The sequence below is a fragment of the Massilia sp. BSC265 genome (genome assembly GCF_000740675.1).
Lineage (GTDB): Bacteria > Pseudomonadota > Gammaproteobacteria > Burkholderiales > Burkholderiaceae_D > Telluria.
Map to the genome: position 1 here is coordinate 340044 of NZ_JPXI01000042.1, position 22848 is coordinate 362891.

Below are 22848 nucleotides of genomic sequence, written 5' to 3' on the forward strand. Positions count from 1 at the left end.
GCTTGCCGGCACACAGCGCCGGCTTGAAGCGCTGCATCATGGCGATCAGGCCAGTTGCAGGCTCATCGACACCGCGCCGACTGCTTGCCCGCCGATGCGGTAGAGGTCCGGCACTTCGCCGGTGACGTGAAAACCGGTGCGCGCGTACAGTGCGCGTGCCTTGTGGTTTTGCGCCAGCACTTCGAGGTCGACCCAGGCGAAGCCGCCGGCGCGGGCCCAGGCCAGCGCCTCCTGCACCAGGCGCGTGCCGATGCCGGCGCGGCGCAGGTCGTGGCGCACGCCCATGCCGAGCAGGGTGCGATGGCCGGAGGCCGGCTCCGGCCGGCCGCGCAGGTCGATGTGGCCGGCCACCAGGCCGTTCTCGTCGAGCGCGATCCATACCTGGCGCCAGCCCGGCTGGCCTGCGGGCCTTGTCATACCGGTGGCGAAGCGCTCGCGCATGGCCGGCGGCACGCCATCGGGCGTCGGTTCCATCGGCTGGAACAGCAGGCCGTCGCGACCGTTCTCCGCCAGCTGCTCGCCCAGGTAGGCGAACAGCGCCGGCAGGTCCTCAAGCGTGGCGGGACGGATCGTGATCACAGTGCCCGCGCGATCAGGATCTTCTGGATGTCGCTGGTGCCTTCGTAGATCTGGCACACGCGAACGTCGCGGTAGATGCGCTCGACCGGGAAGTCGGCCACGTAGCCGTAGCCGCCGAACACCTGCATGGCGCTGGAGACCACGCGCTCGGCCATCTCGGAGGCGAACAGCTTGGCCATCGCGGCTTCCTTCAGGCAGGGCAGGCCGGCATCCTTCATCGAGGCCGCGTGCAGGATCAGCTGGCGCGCGGCCTCGATCTGCATCGCCATCTCGGCCAGGCGGAACTGCACCGACTGGTGCTCGAAGATCGGCTTGCCGAAGCTCTCGCGGTCTTTCGCATACGCCAGCGCGGCTTCATACGCCGCGCGCGCCATGCCGACCGACTGCGAGGCGATGCCGATGCGGCCGCCCTCGAGGCCGGACAGGGCGATCTTGTAGCCCATGCCTTCCTCGCCGATCAGGTTCGCCGCCGGCACGCGGCAGTTGTCGAACACGATCTGCGCGGTGTCCGAGGAGTGCTGGCCCATCTTCTGTTCCAGGCCGGCGACGATGTAGCCCGGCGTAGTCGTCGGCACCCAGAAGGCGCTGATGCCCTTCTTGCCGGCAGTCTTGTCGGTGACCGCCATGACGATGGCCACATCGCCGTACTTGCCGCTGGTGATGAACTGCTTGGTGCCGTTGAGGACGTAATGGTCGCCGTCGCGGACGGCGGTGGTACGCAAGGCCGAGGCGTCGCTGCCGGTGTGCGGTTCGGTGAGGGCAAAGGCGCCCAGCATCTCGCCTTGCGCCAGCGGGACCAGGTATCGTGCTTTTTGCTCTTCGTTCGCATACATCATGGCGATCGAGCAGACCGGGCAGTTGTTGACCGAGATGATGGTCGAGGTGCCGCCGTCGCCGGCCGCGATCTCTTCCAGCACCAGCGCCAGCGACACGTAGTCGAGGCCTGCGCCGCCGTACTGCTCCGGCACCGCGACGCCGAAGGCGCCCAGGCCGGCCAGTTCCTTCAGCTCGTCCTTCGGAAAATAGTGTTCGCGGTCCCAGCGCGCGGCGTTCGGGGCCAGGCGCTCCTGCGCGTAGCTGCGCAGGGCGTCGCGGATCATCTGGTGTTCTTCGCTCAGTATCATCGTGTCTCGTATCTTGTTTGTGTTGTCCGGCTTACCAGGGAATGGGCGTGCCGTCGTGGTTCAGGAAGCTGCCGTTGCTGGACGCATCCAGCCTGTCCAGCGTGGCGCGCAGGTCGCGCACGCTCTGCTCCACCGTGAGCGTGGCGCCGCTGCCGCCCATGTCGGTCTGCACCCAGCCCGGGTGGAAGGACACGCAGGTGACGCCCTGCGCCCCGTAGGTGATGGCGGCATCGGCGAGCACCGAGTTGAGCGCCGCCTTGCTGGCGCGGTACAGGGTGCCGTCGGTAGAGCTGCGCGCGCCGATCGAGCCCATCTTCGAAGACAGCACGGCCAGCTTGCCGCGCGTATCGGCCAGCAGCGGGCCGACGATCGGGATCAGGCGCATGGCCGACAGCACGTTGGTGCGCATGACGGTGTCGAATTCGGGGCCGGTCGGGAAGCCCGAGCCCGACGGGCCGTAGACGCCGGCCACCAGCCAGGCCACGTCGACCTTCTCGTCGTCGAGCCGCCAGCCGAGCGCGGCGATCGAATCGGCGCTGGTGACGTCGAGCTGGTGGGCGGTCGCGCCCATGCGGGCCAACGCGTCGCAGTCTTCCTGCTTGCGTGCAGTGGCGATCACGCGCCAGCCCTCTATACGGTACTGGCGCACCATCTCGTGGCCGATGCCGCGCGAAGCGCCGAGGATCAAAGCGGTAGGCATAGCAGCTCCTTGTGTTTGGGTTTCGTAGGGTGGGCGGCTTCGCCGCCCACGCGTTCAACTAAAGAATGCGTCATCGTAACGCCTGCGTAATTTGAACGCGTGGGCAGGAGACCTGCCCACCCTACAACTGCAACAGCGTCAGATCAGCTCGATTGCCATTGCCGTCGCTTCACCGCCGCCGATGCACAGCGAAGCCACGCCGCGCTTGCCGCCGGTGCGCTTCAGCGCGCCCAGCAGGGTGACGATGATGCGCGCGCCCGAGGCGCCGATCGGGTGGCCCAGGGCGCAGGCGCCGCCGTGGATGTTGACCTTGCTGTGCGGGATGTCGAGGTCACGCATGGCGGCCATCGGCACCGCGGCGAAGGCTTCGTTGATCTCGAACAGGTCGACATCACCGGCAGTCCAGCCGGTCTTCTTGAACAGCTTCTGCATCGCGCCGATCGGGGCGGTGGTGAACAGGTTCGGTTCCTGGGCGTGGGTCGCATGGCCGAGGACGCGGGCGATCGGGGTCAGGCCCAGTTCCTTGGCCTTCGATTCGCGCATCATCACCAGGGCGGCGGCGCCGTCGTTGATCGACGAGGACGAGGCGGCGGTCACGGTGCCGTCCTTCTTGAATGCCGGCTTGAGCGACGGGATCTTGTCGACCTTGGCCTTCATCGGGCCTTCGTCCTTCTCGACCAGCAGTTCGCCGGTGCGGGTGCTGACTGCGACCGGTGCGACTTCCCAGTTGAACCAGCCTTCGTTGTTGGCGTTTTGTGCGCGCTTGACCGACTCGATCGCGAAGTTGTCCTGGTCCTCGCGCGAGAACTGGTAGGTGGCCACGCACTCTTCGGCGAAGGTGCCCATCGAACGGCCTTCGCCGGTCTTCTCGTTGCGCGAATAGGCGTCTTCGAGGCCGTCGAGCATCATGTGGTCGAACATCGGCGCATGGCCGATGCGGTAGCCGCCGCGCGCCTTCGGGATCAGGTAGGGCGCATTGGTCATCGATTCCATGCCGCCTGCGACGACGATGTCGGCGCTGCCGGCCACCAGCTGGTCATGGGCGAAGATCGCAGCCTGCATCGCCGAGCCGCACATCTTCGAGAGGGTCACGGCGCCGGTCGACAGCGGCAGGCCGGCCTTGATCAGCGCCTGGCGCGCCGGGGCCTGGCCCTGGCCGGCCATCAGGCAGTTGCCGAAGTAGACGTGCTCGACGCTGTTGGCGTCGACGCCGGCGCGCTCCACCGCGGCCTTGATCGCCACCGCGCCGAGGTCGCTCGCCGACTTCGACGAAAAATCGCCCTGGAAGGCGCCCATCGGGGTACGGGCGGCGCCAACGATAACGACTGGATCATTCATTGTGTAAGTTCTCCAAAATGGGTGGCGCGGGTTCAGTGATGTGCTGCGCCGGGGTGGTGGTTGCTTGGTGACAGAAACGGATCTGCTGGGGATAAGGGAACACGTCGTCGACGATGCCCGCCAATATGCGGTCCTTGTGAGATTGCCAATACGCGCGGGTTAACAGCTCCGCGTGGTGCTTCATGAAATAGTGTCGAATGCGCGGATTTCCAAGCAGGAAACGGCCAAACTGTTCCGGAAAGACGTCGTGCTTGCCGATCGGGTACCAAGGTTCGGACGACATCTCATCCTCTTCGTTGCGCGCTTCCGGGATGTCGCGGAAATTGCAGTCGGTGAGGTACTCGATCTCGTCGTAATCATAGAACACGACGCGGCCGTGGCGGGTGACGCCGAAATTCTTGTAGAGCATGTCGCCCGGGAAGATATTCGCGGCGACCAGGTCCTTGATAGCATTGCCGTATTCGATCACGCCGTGCTCGATGCGTTCCTCGTCGCCGGCGGCCTGGGCATCGCCCAGGTAGATATTCAGCGGCACCATGCGGCGCTCGATGTAGAGGTGGCGCACGATGATGCGCTCGCCTTCGATCTCGACCAGCGAGGGCGCGTGTTGCTTCAGCTCGTTCAATAACTCTTCCGAGAAGCGCGCCAGCGGGAAGGCGACGTCGGAATACTCGAGCGTGTCGGCCATGCGCCCGACGCGGTCGTGGTGCTTCACCAGCAAATATTTTTCCTTGACCTGGGCGCGCGTGGTTTCCTTCGGCGGCGGATAGAAGTCCTTGATCACCTTGAACACGTAGGGAAAGGACGGCAGCTCGAACACCAGCATCACCAGGCCGCGAATGCCGGGCGCGATGCGGAACAGGTCCGAGCTGTGCTTCAGGTGCTGCAGGAAGTCGCGGTAGAACAGGGTCTTGCCCTGCTTCTGCAGGCCCAGCACCGTGTAGATCTCGCTGCGCGGCTTGCGCGGCATCAGGCTGCGTAGAAAACTCACGTAGGCCGACGGCACCTCCATGTCCACCAAAAAATAGGCGCGCGTGAAGCTGAACAACAGGGTGATGTGATAGACCTCGGTCAGTACCGTGTCCAGCACCAGCCGCCCCTGGCGATCGTGCAGCACCGGGATCACGAAGGGGTAGTCGCGTGGGCCGTTGATGACGCGGCCGACGATATAGGCGCCCTTGTTGCGGAAGAAGGGGCTGGACAGCACTTGCAGCTGCAGGTTCGGTTCCGCACGCGCCAGCCCGAAGGCATCGCTCAGCCGCGCCTCGACGTTCGCCACGTCGCGGTCGAGGTCGGCGAAGGGCACGGCGAACTGGAAGTTGGTGACCACCCGGCGCAAGGCGAAGCGCAGGCCGTCGGCCGCCGGGTAGTAGACACGGTAGGTCGGCAACGGCTCCTCGGTCTCGATGTACTCGGTGGAGATCACCGGGCGCACGAAGATGTAGTCGTTATGGTAGTAGCTGCGGTGCAGGATGATGCAGCTGACCGAGTTGAAGAAGGTTTCGGCCAGTTCCGGCTGCTTGTGGCCGGACAGCAGGCCGATGTAGTGCAGCTTGGTTTCGCGCCAGACGGGGTCCAGGAGTTCTTCCGGCTCGTACTCGTCCTGCAGGACGTGCACGCATTCCTGCACCCGCTGGTCGTAGTAATCGATGCGCTCGCGCGCGGCGCCCTGCGCGGTGGCCCAGTCGGCGGCCTCGAAATGGCGCCGCGCCCCCTGGCTGGCCTGGCGGAACAGGCGGTAATGCTTGTCGAAGCCGTCCAGGATGGTGCGCGCGATGTCGAAGGCGATCTGGGAAGACAGCAGTTTGGGGAACGCTTGCTGGGTCATCGTTCGTCTCGCGCGCAGTGGTCAGCGTACAGTTTATGGCAATGTAGGGTGGGCAGGTTTCCTGCCCACGCGTTCAAACCGAATATGAACAAACGCATCGGCTGTTCTCGCGGTGATTGAACGCGTGGGCGGGAGACCCGCCCACCCTACGTATCCTTGGCTGATCCGATACCCGTTTTTACATGGTCTCGCCGAACAGTTCGCGGCCGATCAGCATGCGGCGGATCTCGCTGGTGCCGGCGCCGATCTCGTACAGCTTGGCGTCGCGCCACAGGCGGCCGACCGGGTACTCGTTGATGTAGCCGTTGCCGCCCAGGGTCTGGATCGCTTCGCCGGCCATCCAGGTCGCCTTCTCGGCGCTGTACAGGATGGCGCCGGCGGCGTCCTTGCGCAGGGCGCGCACGGCTTCCGGGGTGGTGGCGCGGTCACAGGCCTGGCCGACCGCGTAGACATAGGCGCGGCAAGCCATCATGGTCGAGTACATGTCGGCGATCTTGCCCTGCATGAGCTGGAACTCGCCGATCGCCTGGCCGAACTGCTTGCGCTCGTGGATGTACGGCACGACCGCGTCCATACAGGCCGACATGATGCCCAGCGGGCCACCCGACAGCACGGTCCGCTCGAAGTCCAGGCCCGACATCAGCACGTTCACGCCCTTGCCCACGCCGCCCAGCACGTTCTCGACCGGGACTTCGCAGTCCTGGAACACCAGCTCGCCGGTGTGCGAGCCGCGCATGCCCAGCTTGTCGAGTTTTTGCGCGATCGAGAAACCTTTAAAACCTTTTTCGATCAGGAAGGCGGTCATGCCGCGCGGGCCCGCTTCCAGGTCGGTCTTGGCGTACACCACCAGGGTATCGGCATCCGGGCCGTTGGTGATCCACATCTTGGTCCCGTTGAGCACGTAGCGGTCGCCCTTGAGCTCTGCCTTCAGCTTCATGCTGACGACGTCGGAACCGGCGTTCGGCTCGGACATGGCCAGCGCGCCCACGTGCTCGCCCGAGATCAGCTTGGGCAGGTACTTGCGCTTCTGCTCTTCGTTGCCGTTGCGCTTGATCTGGTTGACGCACAGGTTCGAGTGGGCGCCGTAGGACAGGCCGACCGAGGCCGAAGCACGCGAGATTTCTTCCATGGCGACGATGTGCGCCAGGTAGCCCATGTTGGCGCCGCCGTATTCCTCGCCGACGGTGATGCCCAGCAGGCCGAGTTCGCCCATCTTCTTCCACAGGTCCATCGGGAACTGGTCGGTGCGATCGATCTCCGCAGCGCGCGGTGCGATTTCGGCTTCCGCGAACTGTTGTACGGCTTCGCGCAGCGCGGCGATGTCTTCGCCATGGTCAAAGGTCAAGCCTGGGAGATGCAGCATTGTCGTCCTCGTGAACGGTGGTTGAGCAGAATAGGGTGCATGATACTCGCCTCTTACGTTAACGTAAACGTCAACTGGATGGCGAAAAAACGGGAGGGCCAGTCCCTCCCGATGCTTCAGGCAGCGTCTTTGCGTTCCGCGCTTTCCGCCAGCAGGCGGCGGCATTCTTCCTCATGCGCAGAAATTTCTTCGAGCGCCATCTCGATGTCGGCGCGCTGCTGTTCCAGCGTCACGCGCTGGTGGGCCAATACGCCGAGGAAACGTTCGATCTGGGCCACGGTGTCGCGCGGCGATTCGTACATATCGACGATGCTCTTGATCTCCGACAAGGTCAGGCCGAGGCGCTTGCCGCGCAAGGTCAGCTTCAGCCGGGTACGGTCGCGCGGGGTGTAGACACGGTTGCGGCCACCCACGCCTTCGCGCTTCGGACTGAGCAAGCCCTGGTCCTCGTAGAAGCGGATGGCACGGGCAGTGATGTCGAATTCGCGGGCCAGTTCGGCGATGGTGTAGGTGACCATGGTGCTATGGGTGAAGAAAGCTTGGGCAAGGGAAGCAAAACAGGGAATCGCTTACAATCGATGCCTGCGCGTCCAGTTTACGTTTACGTTAACGGCATTGTAGCGCGACCGCTCCACGACGAACACGAAAGTTTTCCATGAACCCGCTCGAAGCCCAGCTCGATTACCCCTTTGGCGACACTGTCCCTGCACCGGGCATGGTCCAGGAATTGGCGCCGGGTCTGGTTTGGATCCGCATGCCATTGCCCTTCGCGCTCGACCACATCAACCTGTGGCTGTTGCGCGACGAACATGAGGGGCAGGGCGGCTGGAGCGTGGTCGATTGCGGCGCCGGAACCGACGCCACCCGGGCGGCCTGGGAGCAGGTGCTGGCCGAGGGCCTGCAGGGCGCGCCGCTGCTGCGCGTATTCGCTACGCACTGCCATCCGGACCACGTCGGCCTGTCCGGCTGGCTCAGCAGCCGCTTCCAGGCGCCGTTCTTGGCCACGGCCGGGGAGTTCGCCTTTGCACGCATGATGGCGGCGGCATTGCCAGGCGTGGACGGCCCTTCGGCCATTCCGCACTTCGAGCGCCACGGCCTGGTCGACCCGGCCATGCTGGAACAGATGCGCAGCCGCCGGAATTACTATCCCTCCCTGGTGCCGGCGGTGCCCGAAGCCTATACCCGCCTGCAGGACGGCGACCTGGTCGAGCTCGGCGGCACGAGCTGGCGCGTGATCACCGGCTTCGGCCACTCGCCCGAGCACGCTTCCCTATACTCCGACGCACTGAAGGTCCTGATTTCCGGCGACATGGTCTTGCCGCGCATTTCGACCAACGTGTCGGTGTTCGCGGTCGAGCCGGAAGGCAACCCCCTCGAGCTGTATCTGCAGTCCTTGAAAAAGTTCACAAACTTGCCTGAAGACACTCTTGTCCTGCCTTCGCACGGCAAGCCCTTCCGCGGCCTGCATACCCGGATTGCCCAGTTACATGATCACCATGCGGCGCGCCTGGGCGAGGTGCTGGCGGCCTGCGTCGAGCCGAAGTCTGCCGTCGAGATCGTCCCCCTGATGTTCCGCCGCAAGCTCGATGCCCACCAGCTCAGTTTCGCTCTGGGCGAAGCACTGGCGCACCTGCATAAATTATGGCGTGACGGCATGCTGTGCCGTAGTAAAGACAGTGACGGCATCATCCGCTTCCGCCTCGCCTGAGTCCTCCCTGTAGCGTCGCAAATGCAACAAATATGCATATTTGTTGCATGCAATCGTGCGGCAATGTCATACTTTTTCCTTTAGGATATATTTGCAATTCCCCAAATGGGGAATTGCGGGTAATATTTCCAGACCGAAAAAAAATGCAAATTCTATTAAATAATCACATCTTTGTTACTTTTTAAAGGTATGATTGTTCGTTGAGGCTTCTCAGCAATAGAACGCCCGGCCGCTCCATGGGCCATCCGCACATAACGTAAGCATTGCAATGAATTCGACCAATGAACGGGAGAGCTTCAGTGAGCGCCTGCAGCAGGCGCTGAAGAATGCCCACTACTCGCCCGATAGTCCCACCCGCCTCGCCAGGGAATTCAACATCCGTTTCGAAGGCCGCCCGATCACCGTCCATGCCGCGCGCAAGTGGCTGGTAGGCGAAGCCATCCCGACCCAGGAAAAACTGCGCATGATCGCTCAGTGGCTGGGCGTGCCCGCCGACTGGCTGCGCTTCGGCGGCGCCGAGCATGCCGCTGCCGGCAGCGATACCAATGGCGGCGGCGCCCGCTTTGAATCCGCCGACGTCAAGCTGATTGCAGATTTACAACGCCTGGACGAGCATCATCGCCAGCTGGCGCGCGAGTTCATCCGCATGCTGGTGCGCATGAATCACCAGAAGCCAGAGCAAAAATAAGACACTTCGAGAAACCTGCTGCGCGTTGCACTGGCGCTTGCGACGGTTTCTCAAGGTGCCTCAAAGTTTCGCACCTGCACTTTTCGTGATGTCAGAACGGCACAAACGGCCGGAGCTGGGTCATAATCAATGCGTGGCGAGCGGATCCGCCGCCACCGGGTCACGTCAAGGAGCAGCTGCCGTATGCGAAACAACTACGCCAACACCGCCCAGCTCAAGGAACTGATGACCGCACCGCCGATGACGGCGGCGCGCCATGCCGAGGTGATGCGGCAACGCAATGCCCGGCGGCGGATGCTCGAGGAAGCGCGAGAAGCGAAAAAGGCCGACGAGCCGTTCGACGGCGACAAGCGCTGAGCCACCGGCCGGGAGCCGGTCGAAACTCAGTCGCCCTGCGCGTCTTTCATGCCGCCCCATCGCGGGGCATGGGCGTTGTCGAGCCCGAGGAGGTCGACCGCCCGGTCGACCGTGTGCTCGACCATCTCTTCGATCGTCGCCGGACGGTGATAAAAGCTCGGCAGGGGCGGGAACACGATGCCGCCCATTTCCGTCACGGCCGTCATATTGCGCAGGTGCGCCAGGTTGAAAGGCGTCTCGCGCACCATCAGCACCAGCCTGCGCCTTTCCTTCAGCATCACGTCCGCGGCACGCGTGACCAGGTTGTCCGACAGGCCATGGGCGACGGCCGCCAGCGTCTTCATCGAGCAGGGGGCAATCACCATGCCGTCGGCTTGGTAAGAGCCGCTGGCGATCGAGGCGCCGATGTCGCGGTTGCGGTGGACGACGTGGGCCAGTGCCTCGGCGTCGCGCCGCTGCAGGCCGAGTTCCTGGTGCAGGGTGAGGGAGGCGGCGTCGGAAATGACCAGGTGGGTTTCGACGCCGGGAGACGCGTGCAGCCGCCGCAGCAGCTGCACGCCATAGACCGCGCCGGTTGCGCCAGTAATGGCAACAATGATTCTGCGCGGGCGGCCGCTCATGCGATCAGCCGTTCTTCAGCAGGGTCTGCAGTTCGCCCGATTCGTACATCTCGTTCATGATGTCGGCGCCGCCGATGAACTCGCCGCGCACGTAGAGCTGCGGGATGGTCGGCCAGTTCGAGTAATCCTTGATGCCCTGGCGGACTTCCGCGTCTTCCAGGACGTTGACGGTGGCGATGTTATCGACGCCGCAGGCTTTCAGGATCTGGATGGCGCGGCCCGAGAAGCCGCATTGCGGGAACTGGGCGGTGCCCTTCATGAACAGCACGACCGGGGTATTGGTCACGGTGTCTTTGATCCAGGTTTGAACGTCGCTCATGTGTATGCCTTCAGTGGGAATGGATAAGATGCCGTCATTTTATAAGAATTCGGCAGGGCGGGCATGGCCGCAGCTTCCTTGCCCGGCCGGCTGTGACAATCGGCGGATATTGACAGGAAAATCCCCGCTATGATTGACTTTCATGCCACTCGACCGGAGTCATCATGACGGCCTACCGCGGCTTCGCCTCCATGCCATCGCCCCTGCTGTGGTTCATGGCTGCCTTTTTCGTCATTGCCGGCCTGTACGAAGTCATCAACGGGATGTACCGGGAAGCACTGGAAGACGTCCTGCTCTACATCGGCCAACTGCCGGCAGGCCTGTTCCTCCTGTACTGCGTCGTGCAGGCCTGGCGCGGCCGGCGCGGCGAACTGGCGTCGCCGCGCACGACCATGGTCGGCTACGCCTGCTTCGGCCTGTTCTGCCTGTGCTTCGTGGTGAAGGTGGGCGCGACCGCAGTACGCATCTTCTAGGCGGCCGCTTGGGCGCGCGACATCGACTGCGGTATGATCGCGCCCATCGTTCATTCCCAGGTTCCCCGCCATGCAACAGCCACCCCGCCGCGGCCCCAACGCCGGCACCAATTTTTTGATCGCCGCCCTGCTGGGCATTCCCGGCCTGATCAACCTTGCCGGCGGTATTACGCGCGGCGGGACAGGTGAAATCATCTGCGGCCTGGCGGCGCTCGGCTATGCCCTGCTGCTGGTGCGCGACGCGCTGTCGATCCGCAAGACCGGCCGCCCGGCCATGCCGCAATCGCGCATGATCCTGATCGGTTTCGGCTTCCTGAGCGTATACATGGTCGGCCTCTACCTCAAGCACGCGGGCTGAGGACAGCGGCCGACCGGCCGCTTTTACTTTTTCAGCTTGGCGAAGGCCGCGGCCATCGCGCCGCCGGCCGCCTGGGTTGGGCGCTCCTGGCGCTGGCGCTGTTGCTGATGCTCGACCAGGCGCTTGCCGTCAGTGCGGTCGCCGCGCTGTTCCGGACGCGCACCCGGCTGCGGCGCGGCATCCGACAGGCGCATGGTGAGAGCAATGCGCTTGCGCTTGACGTCCACTTCGAGCACTTTCACCTTGACCACCTGGCCGGCCTTGACCACGGTGTGCGGGTCCTTGACAAAAGTGTTCGACAGCGCCGAGATGTGTACCAGTCCATCCTGGTGCACGCCGATGTCGACAAAGGCCCCGAAGGCAGCCACGTTGGTGACCACGCCTTCCAGGATCATGTCCGGACGCAGGTCCGAGATGGCTTCCACGCCTTCCTTGAAGGTCGCGGTGGTGAATTCCGGACGCGGGTCGCGGCCCGGTTTTTCCAGTTCCTTCAAAATGTCCGTCACGGTCGGCACACCGAATTTGTCATCGGCGTACTTCGCCGGGTTGAGCGACTTGATGAGCGCGCTGTCGCCGATCACCGACTTCATGTCGCGCTTGATGTCCGCCAGGATCTTCTCGACCACCGGATAGGATTCCGGGTGGACCGCCGAGGCGTCGAGCGGGTTCTCGCCGTTCATCACGCGGAGAAAACCCGCCGCCTGCTCGAAGGTCTTGTCGCCCAGGCGCGGCACGCTCTTCAAGGCGGCGCGCGAGGTGAAGGCGCCCTTCATGTCGCGGTAGGTCACGATGCTCTGCGCCACGCTGCTCGACAAGCCCGAGACGCGCGCCAGCAGCGGCGCCGAGGCGGTGTTCACGTCCACCCCCACCGCGTTCACGCAGTCCTCGACCACGGCGTCGAGCGAGCGCGCGAGCTGGGTCTGCGAGACGTCGTGCTGGTACTGGCCCACGCCGATCGATTTCGGGTCGATCTTGACCAGTTCCGCCAGCGGGTCCTGCAGGCGGCGCGCGATCGAGACCGCGCCGCGCAGCGAGACGTCCAGCTCCGGCAGCTCGCGCGAGGCGAATTCCGAGGCCGAGTACACCGAGGCGCCGGCTTCCGACACGACGATCTTCTGGAGCTTGAGCTCCGGATTCTGCTTGATCAGGTCCCCGGCCAGCTTGTCGGTCTCGCGCGAGGCAGTGCCGTTGCCGATCGAGATCAGGGACACATTGTGCTTGGCTGCCAGCTGGCCCAGTACGTGCAGGGCGCCGTCCCAGTCGTTGCGCGGCTGGTGCGGGTAGACCGTGGCGGTGTCGACCACCTTGCCGGTCGGGTCCACCACCGCCACCTTGACGCCGGTGCGCAGGCCCGGGTCCAGGCCCATGGTGGCGCGGGGCCCGGCCGGCGCGGCCAGCAGCAGCGCCTTCAGGTTGCGTGCGAACACCCCGATGGCATCGAGTTCGGCCTTCTCGCGCAGCGCGCCCATCAGTTCGGTCTCGATGTACATGAAGCTCTTCACGCGCCAGGTCCAGCGCGCGGTGTCGAGCAGCCACTTGTCGGCCGGGCGGCCCGCCGCCTTGATGCCGAAGGCGGCGCAGATGCGGCTCTCGCAGGGATTGTGCGGCGCGTCCCACTTCGGTTTTTCCGGCTCCGAATCGAGGCGCAGGGTCACGTCCAGCACGCCCTCGCGGCGGCCGCGCATCAAGGCCAGCGCGCGGTGCGAGGGAATCGTGGACAGGGTCTCCGAATAGTCGAAGTAGTCGGCAAACTTCTCGCCCTCGTCTTCCTTGCCGGCCACGACCCTGGACTCGACCACGCCGTGCTCCTGCACGTATTCGCGCAGCGACTGCAGCAGGGTCGCGTCTTCGGCGAAGCGCTCCATCAGGATCTGGCGCGCGCCGTCGAGGGCTGCCTTCGCATCCGGCACGCCCGGGTTGGCGCCGCCGTCCGCGTTGGTGAAGGCCTCGCGCAGGTAGCCCGTGGCCACGTCATCCGGATTCAGCGTCGGATCGTTCAGAAGCGCGTCGGCCAGCGGCGCCAGCCCCGCTTCGATCGCAATCTGCGCCTTGGTGCGGCGCTTCTGCTTGTAGGGCAGGTACAGGTCTTCCAGGCGGGTCTTGTCCTCGGCATGGGCGATCGCGTCCAGGAGTTCCGGCGTCATCTTGTTCTGCTCCGTGATCGACGCGATGATCGACGCGCGCCGGTCTTCGAGTTCGCGCAGGTAGCGCAGGCGCTCTTCCAAAAGTCGCAGCTGGGTATCGTCGAGTCCGCCGGTGGCTTCCTTGCGGTAGCGTGCGATGAACGGGACGGTGGCCCCTTCGTCGAGCAGGGCGACGGCGGCGGCCACCTGGGCTGGTTTGGCGGACAGTTCGAGGGCGAGGCGTTGTTCGATGGATGGCAGCATGTGCGGATCTGGTGCGCGCGTGGCTACGCGCATGTCTCTAAAAGGTCAAGCGAACAATGATACGCAAACGCGGGGGATACGCCAGTCTTGACAGGGCCACGTGATCATGCGAGAACAGAAGGCTTCGCGCGTGAAGTACATGCACGAACATGATGTACGCAGATGCAGTGGACAAGTTTTGTCCGCTACGTGCGATTCCGAACAAAACGGAAGCGTCCGTATGAAGGATAATGTTCTTTATTGTCGTTTTTAATACAGACACACGAGACCCATGCACACAGTCGATGATCATCGCGAGAACGCCGCCGACGCACCCGCAGCTGCACCTGCCGTCGCCCGCGCTCCCGCACGCGCTCCCGCCCTGCCCGCGCCGGTGGTGAGCTGGCTGCAAAGGGTCGAGGCGGCTGCGCATCCGCAGCCCAAGCTGACCGACGAGGTCGCCGATCCGAAGGCCGTGCAGTACAAGTTTGTCTACGTGATGGCGCCGACCAGCGGCGGCCGCCATGTCGCCATCTGCCTGTGCAAGGCGCGCCTGCGCCCGAACGGCGACGTCGCCGCCGCCAGCCCGGTGAGCGAAGTGTTCTCGCTGCTGTCGGCGCCACCCGCCTATCTCGAAGGCGACGACGTCGACCTGGTGCGCTTCTTCATTGCCATGCGCAGCGGTTCGGCCCAGGGCACCAGCGCCACCGAACCCAAAGGCAAGGTCGGCGCCATCCTGCTCCAGATGCTGCTTGAACAAGGCAAGCTGCTGTGGGCGAACTCGTGGTCCGACATGGCCAATGGCCTGGTCTACCCGCTGCAGGCAGGTCCGACCCGCCTGGCCAGCCTGGCCTGGCGCGACGAAGGCCGCGTGGCCAAGCTGGGGTGGTCGGTGGAGCCGGCCAACGGCGCCACGCACAGCGGGGCCGACCTGATCGACTACATGCTGCCGACCGACCCGCCGTGGTACATCGACAACCTGTCGATCGGCCCGCTCGAACTCAATCGCGGCGGCATCGACATCTCGCTGGCCGAGCTGCAGGCCCTGGTGGCCCAGGCCCCGGCGCTCTCCGGCACCGACAAGAAGCGCGTCTCGCAACTGCTGCTGGCGCACGGCCTGCAGCAGCTGATGCCGCTGCCGCAGCCGCTCACCCAGCGCCTGCGGAATGACGTAAAACCAATTCCGCACCTGCTGCTCGATTCGGTGCAGCTGTCCGACGGCGGCACGCCGCGCTGGCACGACTTCGCCGTGCTGGCCTACGACTACGACGGCCAGCGCGTGTCCTTCGATCCGGCCCAGCGCGTGGTGCGCCAGATCGGCGACGTCACCGAGGTCATCGAACGCGACCCGAAGGCCGAAGCCGCAGCCCTCAACAAACTGAACGACATGGCTTTCCGCAAGCCGGCCACCGCGCCCTTCAACGCCATGGCCGGCGCCCTGGTGCTGGACAGCCAGGCGCACTGGCTGCGCTTCGCCGAGAACGATCTCGACGCCCTGTCCGACGCCGGCTGGCACGTGCAGAAGTCGGCCAAGTACCGGTATGACGTCGTCCCGGTCGAAGACTGGTATGCCGACATCGACGAACCCGAAGAAGCGGGCAATGCCTGGTTCGAGCTGGAGCTGGGCATCGTGGTGGCGCGCAAGCGCGTGCCGCTGCTGCCGGTGCTGGTGCAGCTGATCCGCAGCGCACCAAGCGACTTCGACCCGGCCGTGCTGGCCGCGCATGCCGAGGCCGACCAGATGCTGGCCACCCTGCCGGACGGCGCGCGGGTGGCGCTGCCGTGGGGGCGCCTGAAGCCCATCCTGGCCACCTTGGGCGAGCTGTACTTCAACGACAAGATCAAGGGCCGCATGCGCATGTCCACGCTGGACGCGGCGCGCCTGGAAGACCTGGCGCGCGGCCTCGAGCTGCGCTGGACCGGCGGCGAGCGCCTGCGCGAAACCGGCCGCAAGCTGAGCCAGTTCGGCTCGGTCAAGAAGGTCGAGCCGCCGAAGGGGCTGCAGGCCACGCTGCGCGACTACCAGCTCGACGGCCTGTCGTGGATGCAGTTCCTGCGCGAGTATGACCTCGGCGGCATCCTGGCCGACGACATGGGTCTCGGTAAAACCGTGCAGACGATCGCGCACATCCTCACCGAGAAGGAAGCGGGCCGCCTCACCAGCCCAGCCCTGGTGATCGCGCCGACCAGCCTGATGACCAACTGGTTCGACGAAGCCGCGCGCTTCGCCCCGAGCCTGAAGGTGCTGCTCCTGCAAGGCAAGGAGCGCATGGACCTGTTCGACCAGATCGACAGTGCCGACATCGTGCTCACCACCTATGCGCTGCTGCCGCGCGACGAGGAAAAACTGCGCGAGCACCACTATCACCTGGTGATCCTGGACGAATCGCACTACATCAAGAACACCCGCTCCAAGGCGGCGCAGACGGCCGGCTCGCTGAATGCGAACCACCGCCTGTGCCTGTCCGGCACTCCGCTCGAGAACCACCTGGGCGAGCTGTGGTCGCAGTTCCACTTCCTGCTGCCTGGCCTGCTCGGTGACGAGAAGACCTTCAACAACCAGTTCCGCCACCCGATCGAGCGCCAGGACGACACGGTGCGCCGCACGCTGCTGAGCCGCCGCATCAAGCCCTTCCTGCTGCGCCGTACCAAGGACCACGTGGCCAAGGAACTGCCGGAAAAGACCGAGATGGTGCGCAGGATCGAGCTTTCGGGCCCGCAGCGCGACCTGTACGAGACCGTGCGCCTGGCGATGGACAAGAAGGTGCGCGAAGAGATCGACCGCAAGGGCGTGGCGCGCAGCCAGATCGTCATCCTCGAGGCGCTGCTCAAGCTGCGCCAGGTCTGCTGCGATCCGCGCCTGGTGAAGGCCATGCCGGGCAAGAAGAACACCGCCGCGGTGTCGGCCAAGCTGACCGACCTGATGCAGATGGTCGAAGACCTGCTGCAGGAAGGCCGCAAGATCCTGGTGTTCTCGCAGTTCACCAGCATGCTGTTCCTGATCGAGGAAGAGCTGGCCGCGCGCGGCATCCACTACGCGCTGCTCACCGGCGAGACGCGCGACCGTTCGGCCCAGGTGGCGGCCTTCCAGCAGGGTGCGGTGCCGATTTTCCTGATCAGCCTGAAGGCCGGCGGCGTGGGCCTCAACCTCACCGCGGCCGACACCGTGATCCACTACGACCCGTGGTGGAACCCCGCGGCCGAGAACCAGGCCACCGACCGCGCCTGGCGCATCGGGCAGGACAAGCCCGTGTTCGTGTACAAGCTGATCGCCAAGGGCACGCTGGAAGAAAAGATCCAGCTGCTGCAGCAGAAAAAGTCCGAGCTGGCGCAGTCGATCCTGTCCGAAGGCGAATCGCAGAAGATGGCGCTGACGCAGGAAGACCTGCAAGCCATCTTCGCACCGCTGGACGACGGCGCGGGCTGATCTGCGCCTGGCGATCCGATGATCCCATCGGATCGCCGCACTCCCCCATCCAATCGTGTCCGGCAATCGGACGCGAGGGTCTCGCATGCTAGACTTTTTCTCGAACGCGGCAGCCTCACTCATCCTGGTGTGCCGGAATCGCGGAGGAATGCCGAACGATGACTGATCCTGTGCTGAAGGAAGCCGCCGGTTCCCGCCCTCATCCGAAGATGCAGGTCAATCCGCCGGTCTTCTTCATCTCGGCCGGACTGATCCTCGCCTTTGCCCTGTTCGGCGCGCTGTTCCCGCAGCACGCCGGCAGCCTGTTCGATATGCTCCAGGCCGGCATTGTGCGCGATTTCGGCTGGTTCTATATCCTCGCCGTCGCCCTGTTCCTGATCTTCGTGTTGTTCCTGATGATGAGCCGCTATGGCGACGTCAAGCTCGGCCCCGACGAGAGCGAGCCCGAGTACAGCTACCTATCCTGGTTCGCGATGCTGTTCAGCGCCGGGATGGGCATCGGCCTGCTGTTCTTCGGGGTCGCCGAGCCGGTCCAGCACTACGCGCGGCCACCCGTGGGCGAGGGCCGTACCATCGATTCGGCACGCGAGGCCATGGTGCTGACCTTCTTCCACTGGGGCGTGCATGCCTGGGCCATCTACATCGTCGTCGGTCTGGCGCTGGCCTATTTCGCCTTCCGGCGCGGCCTGCCGCTTACGCTGCGCTCGAGCCTGTTTCCGCTGATCGGCAAGCGCATTCACGGTCCGATCGGCCATGCCATCGACATCTTCGCGGTGCTGGGCACGATGTTCGGTGTCGCGACTTCGCTGGGCTTCGGCGTGCTGCAGGTGAATGCCGGCTTCGCCCACCTGTTCGGCCTGCCGGTCAGCCCGACGGTCCAGATCGTGCTGATCGCGGTCATCACGGGCATGGCGACGCTGTCGGTCTTCATGGGACTCGACAAGGGCGTCAAGCGCCTGTCGGAGCTCAACATCATCCTGGCGATCGCCTTGCTCCTCTTCGTGCTGGCGGTGGGCTCGACGGTGTTCCTGCTGCAAGCCTTCGTCCAGAACATCGGCGCCTACCTGGGCGCGGTGGTGCAGCGCACCTTCCGCATGTACGCCTACGAGCCGAACACCTGGCTCGGCGACTGGACCCTGTTCTACTGGGGCTGGTGGATTTCCTGGTCGCCCTTCGTGGGCATGTTCATCGCGCGCATCTCGCGCGGGCGCACCATCCGCGAATTCATCTCCGGAGTGCTGCTGGTACCGGTGCTGTTCACCTTCCTGTGGATGACCGTGTTCGGCAACACGGCGATCGCGCTCGACCTGGGCGGCACCGCGCCGATCGTGCAGACGGTGGCCGACAATCTGCCGGTGGCGCTGTTCGAGGTGCTGGAACAACTGCCGCTTTCCGTGATCACTTCCGGGCTGGCCACGCTGCTGGTCATTACCTTCTTCGTGACCTCGGCCGATTCCGGTGCGCTGGTGATCGACATGATCACTTCCGGTGCGGCGCCGCACCCGCCGGTCTGGCAACGCATCTTCTGGGCGGTCTGCGCCGGCACCGTGGCCGCCGTGCTGCTGCTGGCCGGAGGGCTGCAGGCGCTCCAGACCGCCGCGCTTGCCAGTGCACTGCCCTTCGCGGTGATCATGCTGTTCATCTGCTACGGCTTGCTGCGCGCCTTGCAGACGGAAAGACAAGGCACGGGGATGGACCTGTCCATCGCCGCCGACGCGCCGTCGTCCGCCACGGGCCTGAGCTGGCAGCAGCGCCTGGCCAGCATCACCAACTTCTACGACAGGACGCAAATCGCAGCTTTCCTCGACGGCACCGCGCGCCCCGCGCTCGAGGCGGTCGCCGCGCAGATGCGCGAGAGCGGCTTCGAACCGGAAGCGACTTATACGGAAGACCGTCTCGACCTGGACGTGCCGCACGGCGACCGCGGGGTGTTCCGCTACACGATCCGTGCACGCAGCTTCCGCTCGCCCAGCTTTGCCTGGGCCGAGAAGGAAGGACCGGATCCGGGAAGCCGGCATTACCGCGCCATGGCCACCAGCTCCGAAGGCGACCCGGCGCACGACGTGACCGGCTACACGCGCGAGCAGCTGATCAACGATCTGCTGAAACGTTACACGCGCTTTCGCCATGTGCGGCGGCTCCCCTGAACGGCAGGGCCGACGTGCGCCACCCAGTCGCCGCACCATGAAAAAAGGCTGCCGGCATGAACCGGCAGCCTTCCTGCGTTCGGGTACTGTGAGTGGTGCAGCCTTACTTGTAGTAAGCCTCGACCTTGCCCTTCAGCTTGATCAGCATCGGCTTGCCCTTGCGGTCAAGCGTGCGGCCGGCGGCGACCTTGATCCAGCCTTCGCTCATGCAATACTCTTCGACGTCGTGGCGATCCTTGTCGTTGAAGCGGATGCCGATCTCACGCATGAAGGCGTCACGGTTATGAAAAGGGCTGCTCGGGTCGATCGAGAGCCGGTCCGGGAGTGGGGGGAGGGTAGCGGTATCGTTCATAGACGCGAATTATCCACCAACTGCGCGCACTATGGCGCATTTTTCATCACGTGGACGCTGCACCCGCCTGCCTGTGCTGAATGAGGCCGAGGCCGCTTCTATGCAAAGAGGCGAAAGCAAGGATATACTGAATGACAATGTTAATTGCACCATCGACAACAGAAAGTGCCCCATGACCCGTAGCACGGCTGCTAATCCCCATGCTCCGGCCAGTTTGGAGCGCCCAGGCGCCGGTGCCGCCGGCACCGATGCCCACTTTCGCACCATTGCGGAACTGGCCGGCGACATCGCCATCAGCATCGACCTGCCCGCGCGCACGCTGCGCTACCTGAGCCCGGCGTTCTCCGCCTTGCTGGGCCACGAAGCCGCTGAGCTGCAGGCCGCAATCGCAGGCAAGGGCGGGCAAGAAGCGCTGGGTGCGCTCGGCACGCACCTCGCATCCAGCGGCAAGATGCCGCCGGGCGAACGCCGCGTGGAGGAAGTCGACGTGCGCAACGCGGACGGCCATCCGGTCGGGCTGCAGGTGATCACCACCGTGGTGTGCAACGACGACGCCAGCTGCTCGCTGGTGGGGCTGCTGCGCGACTTGTCGCCGCAGCGCGCCCACCTCGTCGACCAGCGCCGTTTCGCCAGCATGCTGAACCATGAATTCCGCACGCCCCTGGCGACCATCGACGGCGCGATCCAGCGCCTGGAAGCGACCGCGCAGGGCGCCGACGAGGCGGTGCGCCAGCGCTACCGCAAGATCGCGGTCGCGACGGACCGCCTGATCGCCATGCTGGACGAATACCTGTCGCCGGACCGCATGGCCGCGATCGGCAAGGTGCGCCAGCCGAACACGATCGCTGCGCGCGAGCTGCTCGAAGCGGGTGTCCAACAGCTGCGCGAGGCAGGACGCGCAGCGGTCGTCGAAGCGGAGGAACCGACGCCGAGCCTGCGTGGCGAGCCCGAGGGACTGCGGCTGGCGCTCAAAGTCCTGATCGACAACGCCCTGCTGTTCTCGCCGGCCGGCAGCAAGGTGACGCTGGGCGCGCGCCGCAGCGGCAACGGGCTCGAATTCACGGTACGCGACGAAGGCCCCGGCGTGCCGCCGGAGGATGCCGCCTGCATCTTCGACAAGGGCTACCGCGGCAGCAACGCTGCCGGCCTGCCAGGCAGTGGCCTGGGGCTCTACATGGCACGTTCGATCGTCGACGTTCACGGCGGCATGCTGCGCCTGGGGGAAGACGGCAAGGAATTCAGGCTCTGGCTACCCGCCCTGGATATTAGCGGTCAACAACAACTTGCCTCATCCTCTCCCAACAGTGATAATCGGACCGATCATTAACATGGCCAATCCATGACGCAGATACTGATTGTTGAAGACAATGGCGAATACGCCGATGACATGGCCGAGTTCCTGCGGGAGCTGGACCATGACGTCACGATCGCCAAGACCGCGAGCGAGATGTGGGCGGCGCTGACGCGCACCCCGGCAGCGGTCGTCGTGCTCGACCTCGGCCTGCCGGACGAGGACGGTTTCAACGTCATTCCGCGGATGCGCCAGCTCTACCCCGAGATTGGCTTGCTGGTGCTGACCGGCCGCGTTGCTTTCGATCACCGCATCCTCGGGCTGCGCCTGGGAGCCGACCACTACCTGACCAAGCCGATCAAGTTCCCCGAGCTGGCGGCCCATATCGAAGCGCTGGACCGCCGCGTGCGCCCGGCCGACCCGGCGCCGGCGCCGAGCAAGTGGACCCTGCGCGTGAGCGCGCGCCAGCTCGAGCTGGGCGGCAAGGTGATCGACCTCACCGAAAAGGAGTGCAACTTCCTGCACCTCCTGACCATCAACACCCGACCGGTACCGCGCCAGGTGATCGTCGCCGGCATGGGCGGCGAAGACCCGGACGCCAGCCGCCGGGTCGACATGCTAGTCTACCGCCTGCGCAAGAAAGCCCGCTCCGGCCTCGGCCAGGACCTGCCCCTGCGCAGCGCCTATGGCGAAGGCTACAGCCTTTCCGCCGGCTTCACGCTGGCCTGACGTTTTTCTCCGCGATAATTCATTCCAGCACGGTATTCCTGCCGTCTGTCGCTTGGCACTTCTCCCGCTCCTTCGCCGGTCGCTACACTTCCTACGCGTCTTGCCCATCGTTCAAAATTGCTCGGTAGGTAAGACGGTGTTGAACGACCGAAGCAAAGGAAAAAGCATGCCGAACTATCGTCTTCCCGCCATCTGCGTCTTGTCGCTTGGCCTGCTGGCCACCCTCCCTGCTGCCGTACGTGCCCAGGGCGCCGACCTGCTGCGCGACCGTGCGGCAGCGCAGCGCCCGCACATCATGTTCATCGCCAGCACCCACCTGGCGAACCACGGCCGGGACCTGGTCAACACCAGCGTGCCGGATGTGCTCGAACCACAGCGCCAGAAGGAGATCGAGGCCCTGGCCGAGGCGCTCGCGCGCTTCAATCCGACCAAGGTGGCGGTGGAGGTCAAGCTGTCCAGCCAGGGCAAGCTCGACGAGAAATACACCGCTTACCGCAAGGGCAGCTACCGGCTCACGCGCGATGAAACAGACCAGCTCGGCATGCGCATCGCGGCCAGGCTCGGCCATTCGCGCATCCATGCGGTGGACTGGAACGAGATGCCGCCGGGCCCGATCGCCGAATATGACTTCAAGACCTGGGCCATGAACAAGGGCAGCGGCCACCAGGCGCGCTTTGCCGCCATGGCCAATCCGGGCTCAGTGCAGCAGGAGAACGCGATGATGCGCAGCGAACCAGTGACGCGCTGGTATCTGCACTTCAACCAGCCGGAAAAGCTGGCGAAGATGAACCGCGCCTATTTCGATTATCCGATGTTCAATGACGGCAAGGATTACCCGGGAGCGAACTGGGTTGGCAACTGGTATGCGCGCAACCTCAAGATTTTCGCCAATCTGGTAACGCTGGCGGACAATCCGCAGGACAGGGTGCTGGTCATCTACGGACAGGGCCATGTTTTCCCGCTGCGCCAATACGCCGAACAGTCGGGAGCATTCACGGTCGTGGATCCGCTTCCCCTGCTCAGGTCGGCAGCTGGACAGTAATTGGGGACAGAGCCGGGCGGTGTTTGCGCGGTCGCAAAA

21 protein-coding genes are annotated in these 22848 nt (G+C 64.8%); 10 read left to right on the plus strand and 11 right to left on the minus strand.

The features are described 5' to 3' along the window. Nucleotides 1–45: 45 nt before the first annotated feature. The 7 genes from MA09_RS22580 to MA09_RS22610 all read right to left on the minus strand — a co-directional run bounded on the left by MA09_RS22580 (nucleotide 46) and on the right by MA09_RS22610 (nucleotide 7450). On the minus strand, nucleotides 46–579 hold the full coding sequence (locus MA09_RS22580) for a GNAT family N-acetyltransferase (RefSeq protein WP_229440824.1): 534 nt from the start codon (nucleotides 577–579) through the stop codon (nucleotides 46–48). Further along, a complete protein-coding gene (locus MA09_RS22585; protein WP_036253325.1) occupies nucleotides 576–1703 on the minus strand; it encodes an acyl-CoA dehydrogenase family protein in 1128 nt (375 codons plus the stop codon). Before MA09_RS22585 ends, MA09_RS22580 begins: the two co-directional genes overlap by 4 nt. A gap of 31 nt (nucleotides 1704–1734) precedes the next feature. Continuing rightward, entirely contained in the window at nucleotides 1735–2403 is a 669-nt protein-coding gene (locus tag MA09_RS22590) for an SDR family oxidoreductase (RefSeq protein ID WP_036253326.1), read from the minus strand. A 138-nt stretch (nucleotides 2404–2541) separates the two neighbouring features. After that, nucleotides 2542–3741, minus strand: a complete 1200-nt coding sequence (locus tag MA09_RS22595; protein ID WP_036253329.1) for an acetyl-CoA C-acyltransferase — start codon at nucleotides 3739–3741, stop codon at nucleotides 2542–2544. Further along, a complete protein-coding gene (gene aceK / locus MA09_RS22600; RefSeq protein WP_036253332.1) occupies nucleotides 3734–5569 on the minus strand; it encodes a bifunctional isocitrate dehydrogenase kinase/phosphatase in 1836 nt (611 codons plus the stop codon). The genes MA09_RS22595 and aceK overlap by 8 nt, the downstream gene beginning before the upstream one ends. 178 nt (nucleotides 5570–5747) lie before the next feature. Further along, entirely contained in the window at nucleotides 5748–6932 is a 1185-nt protein-coding gene (locus tag MA09_RS22605; protein ID WP_036253337.1) for an isovaleryl-CoA dehydrogenase, read from the minus strand. A 116-nt stretch (nucleotides 6933–7048) separates the two neighbouring features. Then, entirely contained in the window at nucleotides 7049–7450 is a 402-nt protein-coding gene (locus tag MA09_RS22610; RefSeq protein ID WP_036253339.1) for a MerR family DNA-binding transcriptional regulator, read from the minus strand. Between the two features lie 137 nt (nucleotides 7451–7587). Between MA09_RS22610 and MA09_RS22615 the strand changes: the two genes are divergently transcribed. From MA09_RS22615 to MA09_RS25135, 3 genes are all read left to right on the plus strand, one after another. Next, on the plus strand, nucleotides 7588–8640 hold the full coding sequence (locus MA09_RS22615) for an MBL fold metallo-hydrolase (protein WP_036253341.1): 1053 nt from the start codon (nucleotides 7588–7590) through the stop codon (nucleotides 8638–8640). Between the two features lie 268 nt (nucleotides 8641–8908). Beyond that, entirely contained in the window at nucleotides 8909–9328 is a 420-nt protein-coding gene (locus tag MA09_RS22620) for a transcriptional regulator (protein WP_036253343.1), read from the plus strand. 183 nt (nucleotides 9329–9511) lie between these two features. Then, nucleotides 9512–9685: a hypothetical protein gene (locus MA09_RS25135; protein WP_169728130.1), complete on the plus strand. Its 174-nt coding sequence runs from the start codon at nucleotides 9512–9514 to the stop codon at nucleotides 9683–9685. A 26-nt stretch (nucleotides 9686–9711) separates the two neighbouring features. Here MA09_RS25135 and MA09_RS22625 read toward each other — a convergent pair whose 3' ends face one another. Next, entirely contained in the window at nucleotides 9712–10305 is a 594-nt protein-coding gene (locus MA09_RS22625) for a UbiX family flavin prenyltransferase (RefSeq protein ID WP_036253345.1), read from the minus strand. Between the two features lie 4 nt (nucleotides 10306–10309). Beyond that, nucleotides 10310–10624 carry a Grx4 family monothiol glutaredoxin gene (gene grxD, locus MA09_RS22630; RefSeq protein WP_036253346.1) on the minus strand — a complete coding sequence of 105 codons (315 nt, stop codon included), beginning with the start codon at nucleotides 10622–10624 and terminating at the stop codon, nucleotides 10310–10312. Nucleotides 10625–10788: 164 nt separating this feature from the next. Here grxD and MA09_RS22635 point away from each other — a divergent pair, with 164 nt between their 5' ends. After that, nucleotides 10789–11097, plus strand: a complete 309-nt coding sequence (locus MA09_RS22635) for a hypothetical protein (RefSeq protein WP_036253348.1) — start codon at nucleotides 10789–10791, stop codon at nucleotides 11095–11097. A 70-nt stretch (nucleotides 11098–11167) separates the two neighbouring features. After that, nucleotides 11168–11455, plus strand: a complete 288-nt coding sequence (locus MA09_RS22640) for a hypothetical protein (RefSeq protein ID WP_036253349.1) — start codon at nucleotides 11168–11170, stop codon at nucleotides 11453–11455. 23 nt (nucleotides 11456–11478) lie between these two features. Here the strand turns inward: MA09_RS22640 and MA09_RS22645 are convergent, their stop codons facing one another. Beyond that, nucleotides 11479–13842 (minus strand): Tex family protein, encoded by a 2364-nt coding sequence (locus MA09_RS22645; RefSeq protein WP_036253350.1) that lies wholly within the window; start codon nucleotides 13840–13842, stop codon nucleotides 11479–11481. 271 nt (nucleotides 13843–14113) lie between these two features. Between MA09_RS22645 and MA09_RS22650 the strand changes: the two genes are divergently transcribed. Both MA09_RS22650 and MA09_RS22655 read left to right on the plus strand, forming a co-directional pair. Then, nucleotides 14114–17248, plus strand: a complete 3135-nt coding sequence (locus MA09_RS22650) for a DEAD/DEAH box helicase (RefSeq protein ID WP_036253351.1) — start codon at nucleotides 14114–14116, stop codon at nucleotides 17246–17248. A 158-nt stretch (nucleotides 17249–17406) separates the two neighbouring features. Beyond that, nucleotides 17407–19395, plus strand: a complete 1989-nt coding sequence (locus MA09_RS22655) for a BCCT family transporter (protein WP_036253352.1) — start codon at nucleotides 17407–17409, stop codon at nucleotides 19393–19395. Nucleotides 19396–19498: 103 nt separating this feature from the next. Here the strand turns inward: MA09_RS22655 and MA09_RS22660 are convergent, their stop codons facing one another. Beyond that, the gene (locus MA09_RS22660) at nucleotides 19499–19747 is read right to left on the minus strand and encodes a DUF3297 family protein (protein WP_036253353.1); all 249 of its coding nucleotides are present in this window, start codon (nucleotides 19745–19747) and stop codon (nucleotides 19499–19501) included. Nucleotides 19748–19919: 172 nt separating this feature from the next. On the opposite strand from MA09_RS22660, the gene MA09_RS22665 reads away from it, so the two are divergent. The 3 genes from MA09_RS22665 to MA09_RS22675 all read left to right on the plus strand — a co-directional run bounded on the left by MA09_RS22665 (nucleotide 19920) and on the right by MA09_RS22675 (nucleotide 22809). Continuing rightward, nucleotides 19920–21074, plus strand: coding sequence for a HAMP domain-containing sensor histidine kinase (locus tag MA09_RS22665; protein ID WP_051933712.1), 1155 nt, complete (start codon nucleotides 19920–19922; stop codon nucleotides 21072–21074). Between the two features lie 12 nt (nucleotides 21075–21086). Then, nucleotides 21087–21767 carry a response regulator transcription factor gene (locus MA09_RS22670; protein WP_036253354.1) on the plus strand — a complete coding sequence of 227 codons (681 nt, stop codon included), beginning with the start codon at nucleotides 21087–21089 and terminating at the stop codon, nucleotides 21765–21767. A gap of 166 nt (nucleotides 21768–21933) precedes the next feature. After that, on the plus strand, nucleotides 21934–22809 hold the full coding sequence (locus MA09_RS22675; protein WP_036253355.1) for a DUF5694 domain-containing protein: 876 nt from the start codon (nucleotides 21934–21936) through the stop codon (nucleotides 22807–22809). Nucleotides 22810–22848: the final 39 nt, after the last annotated feature.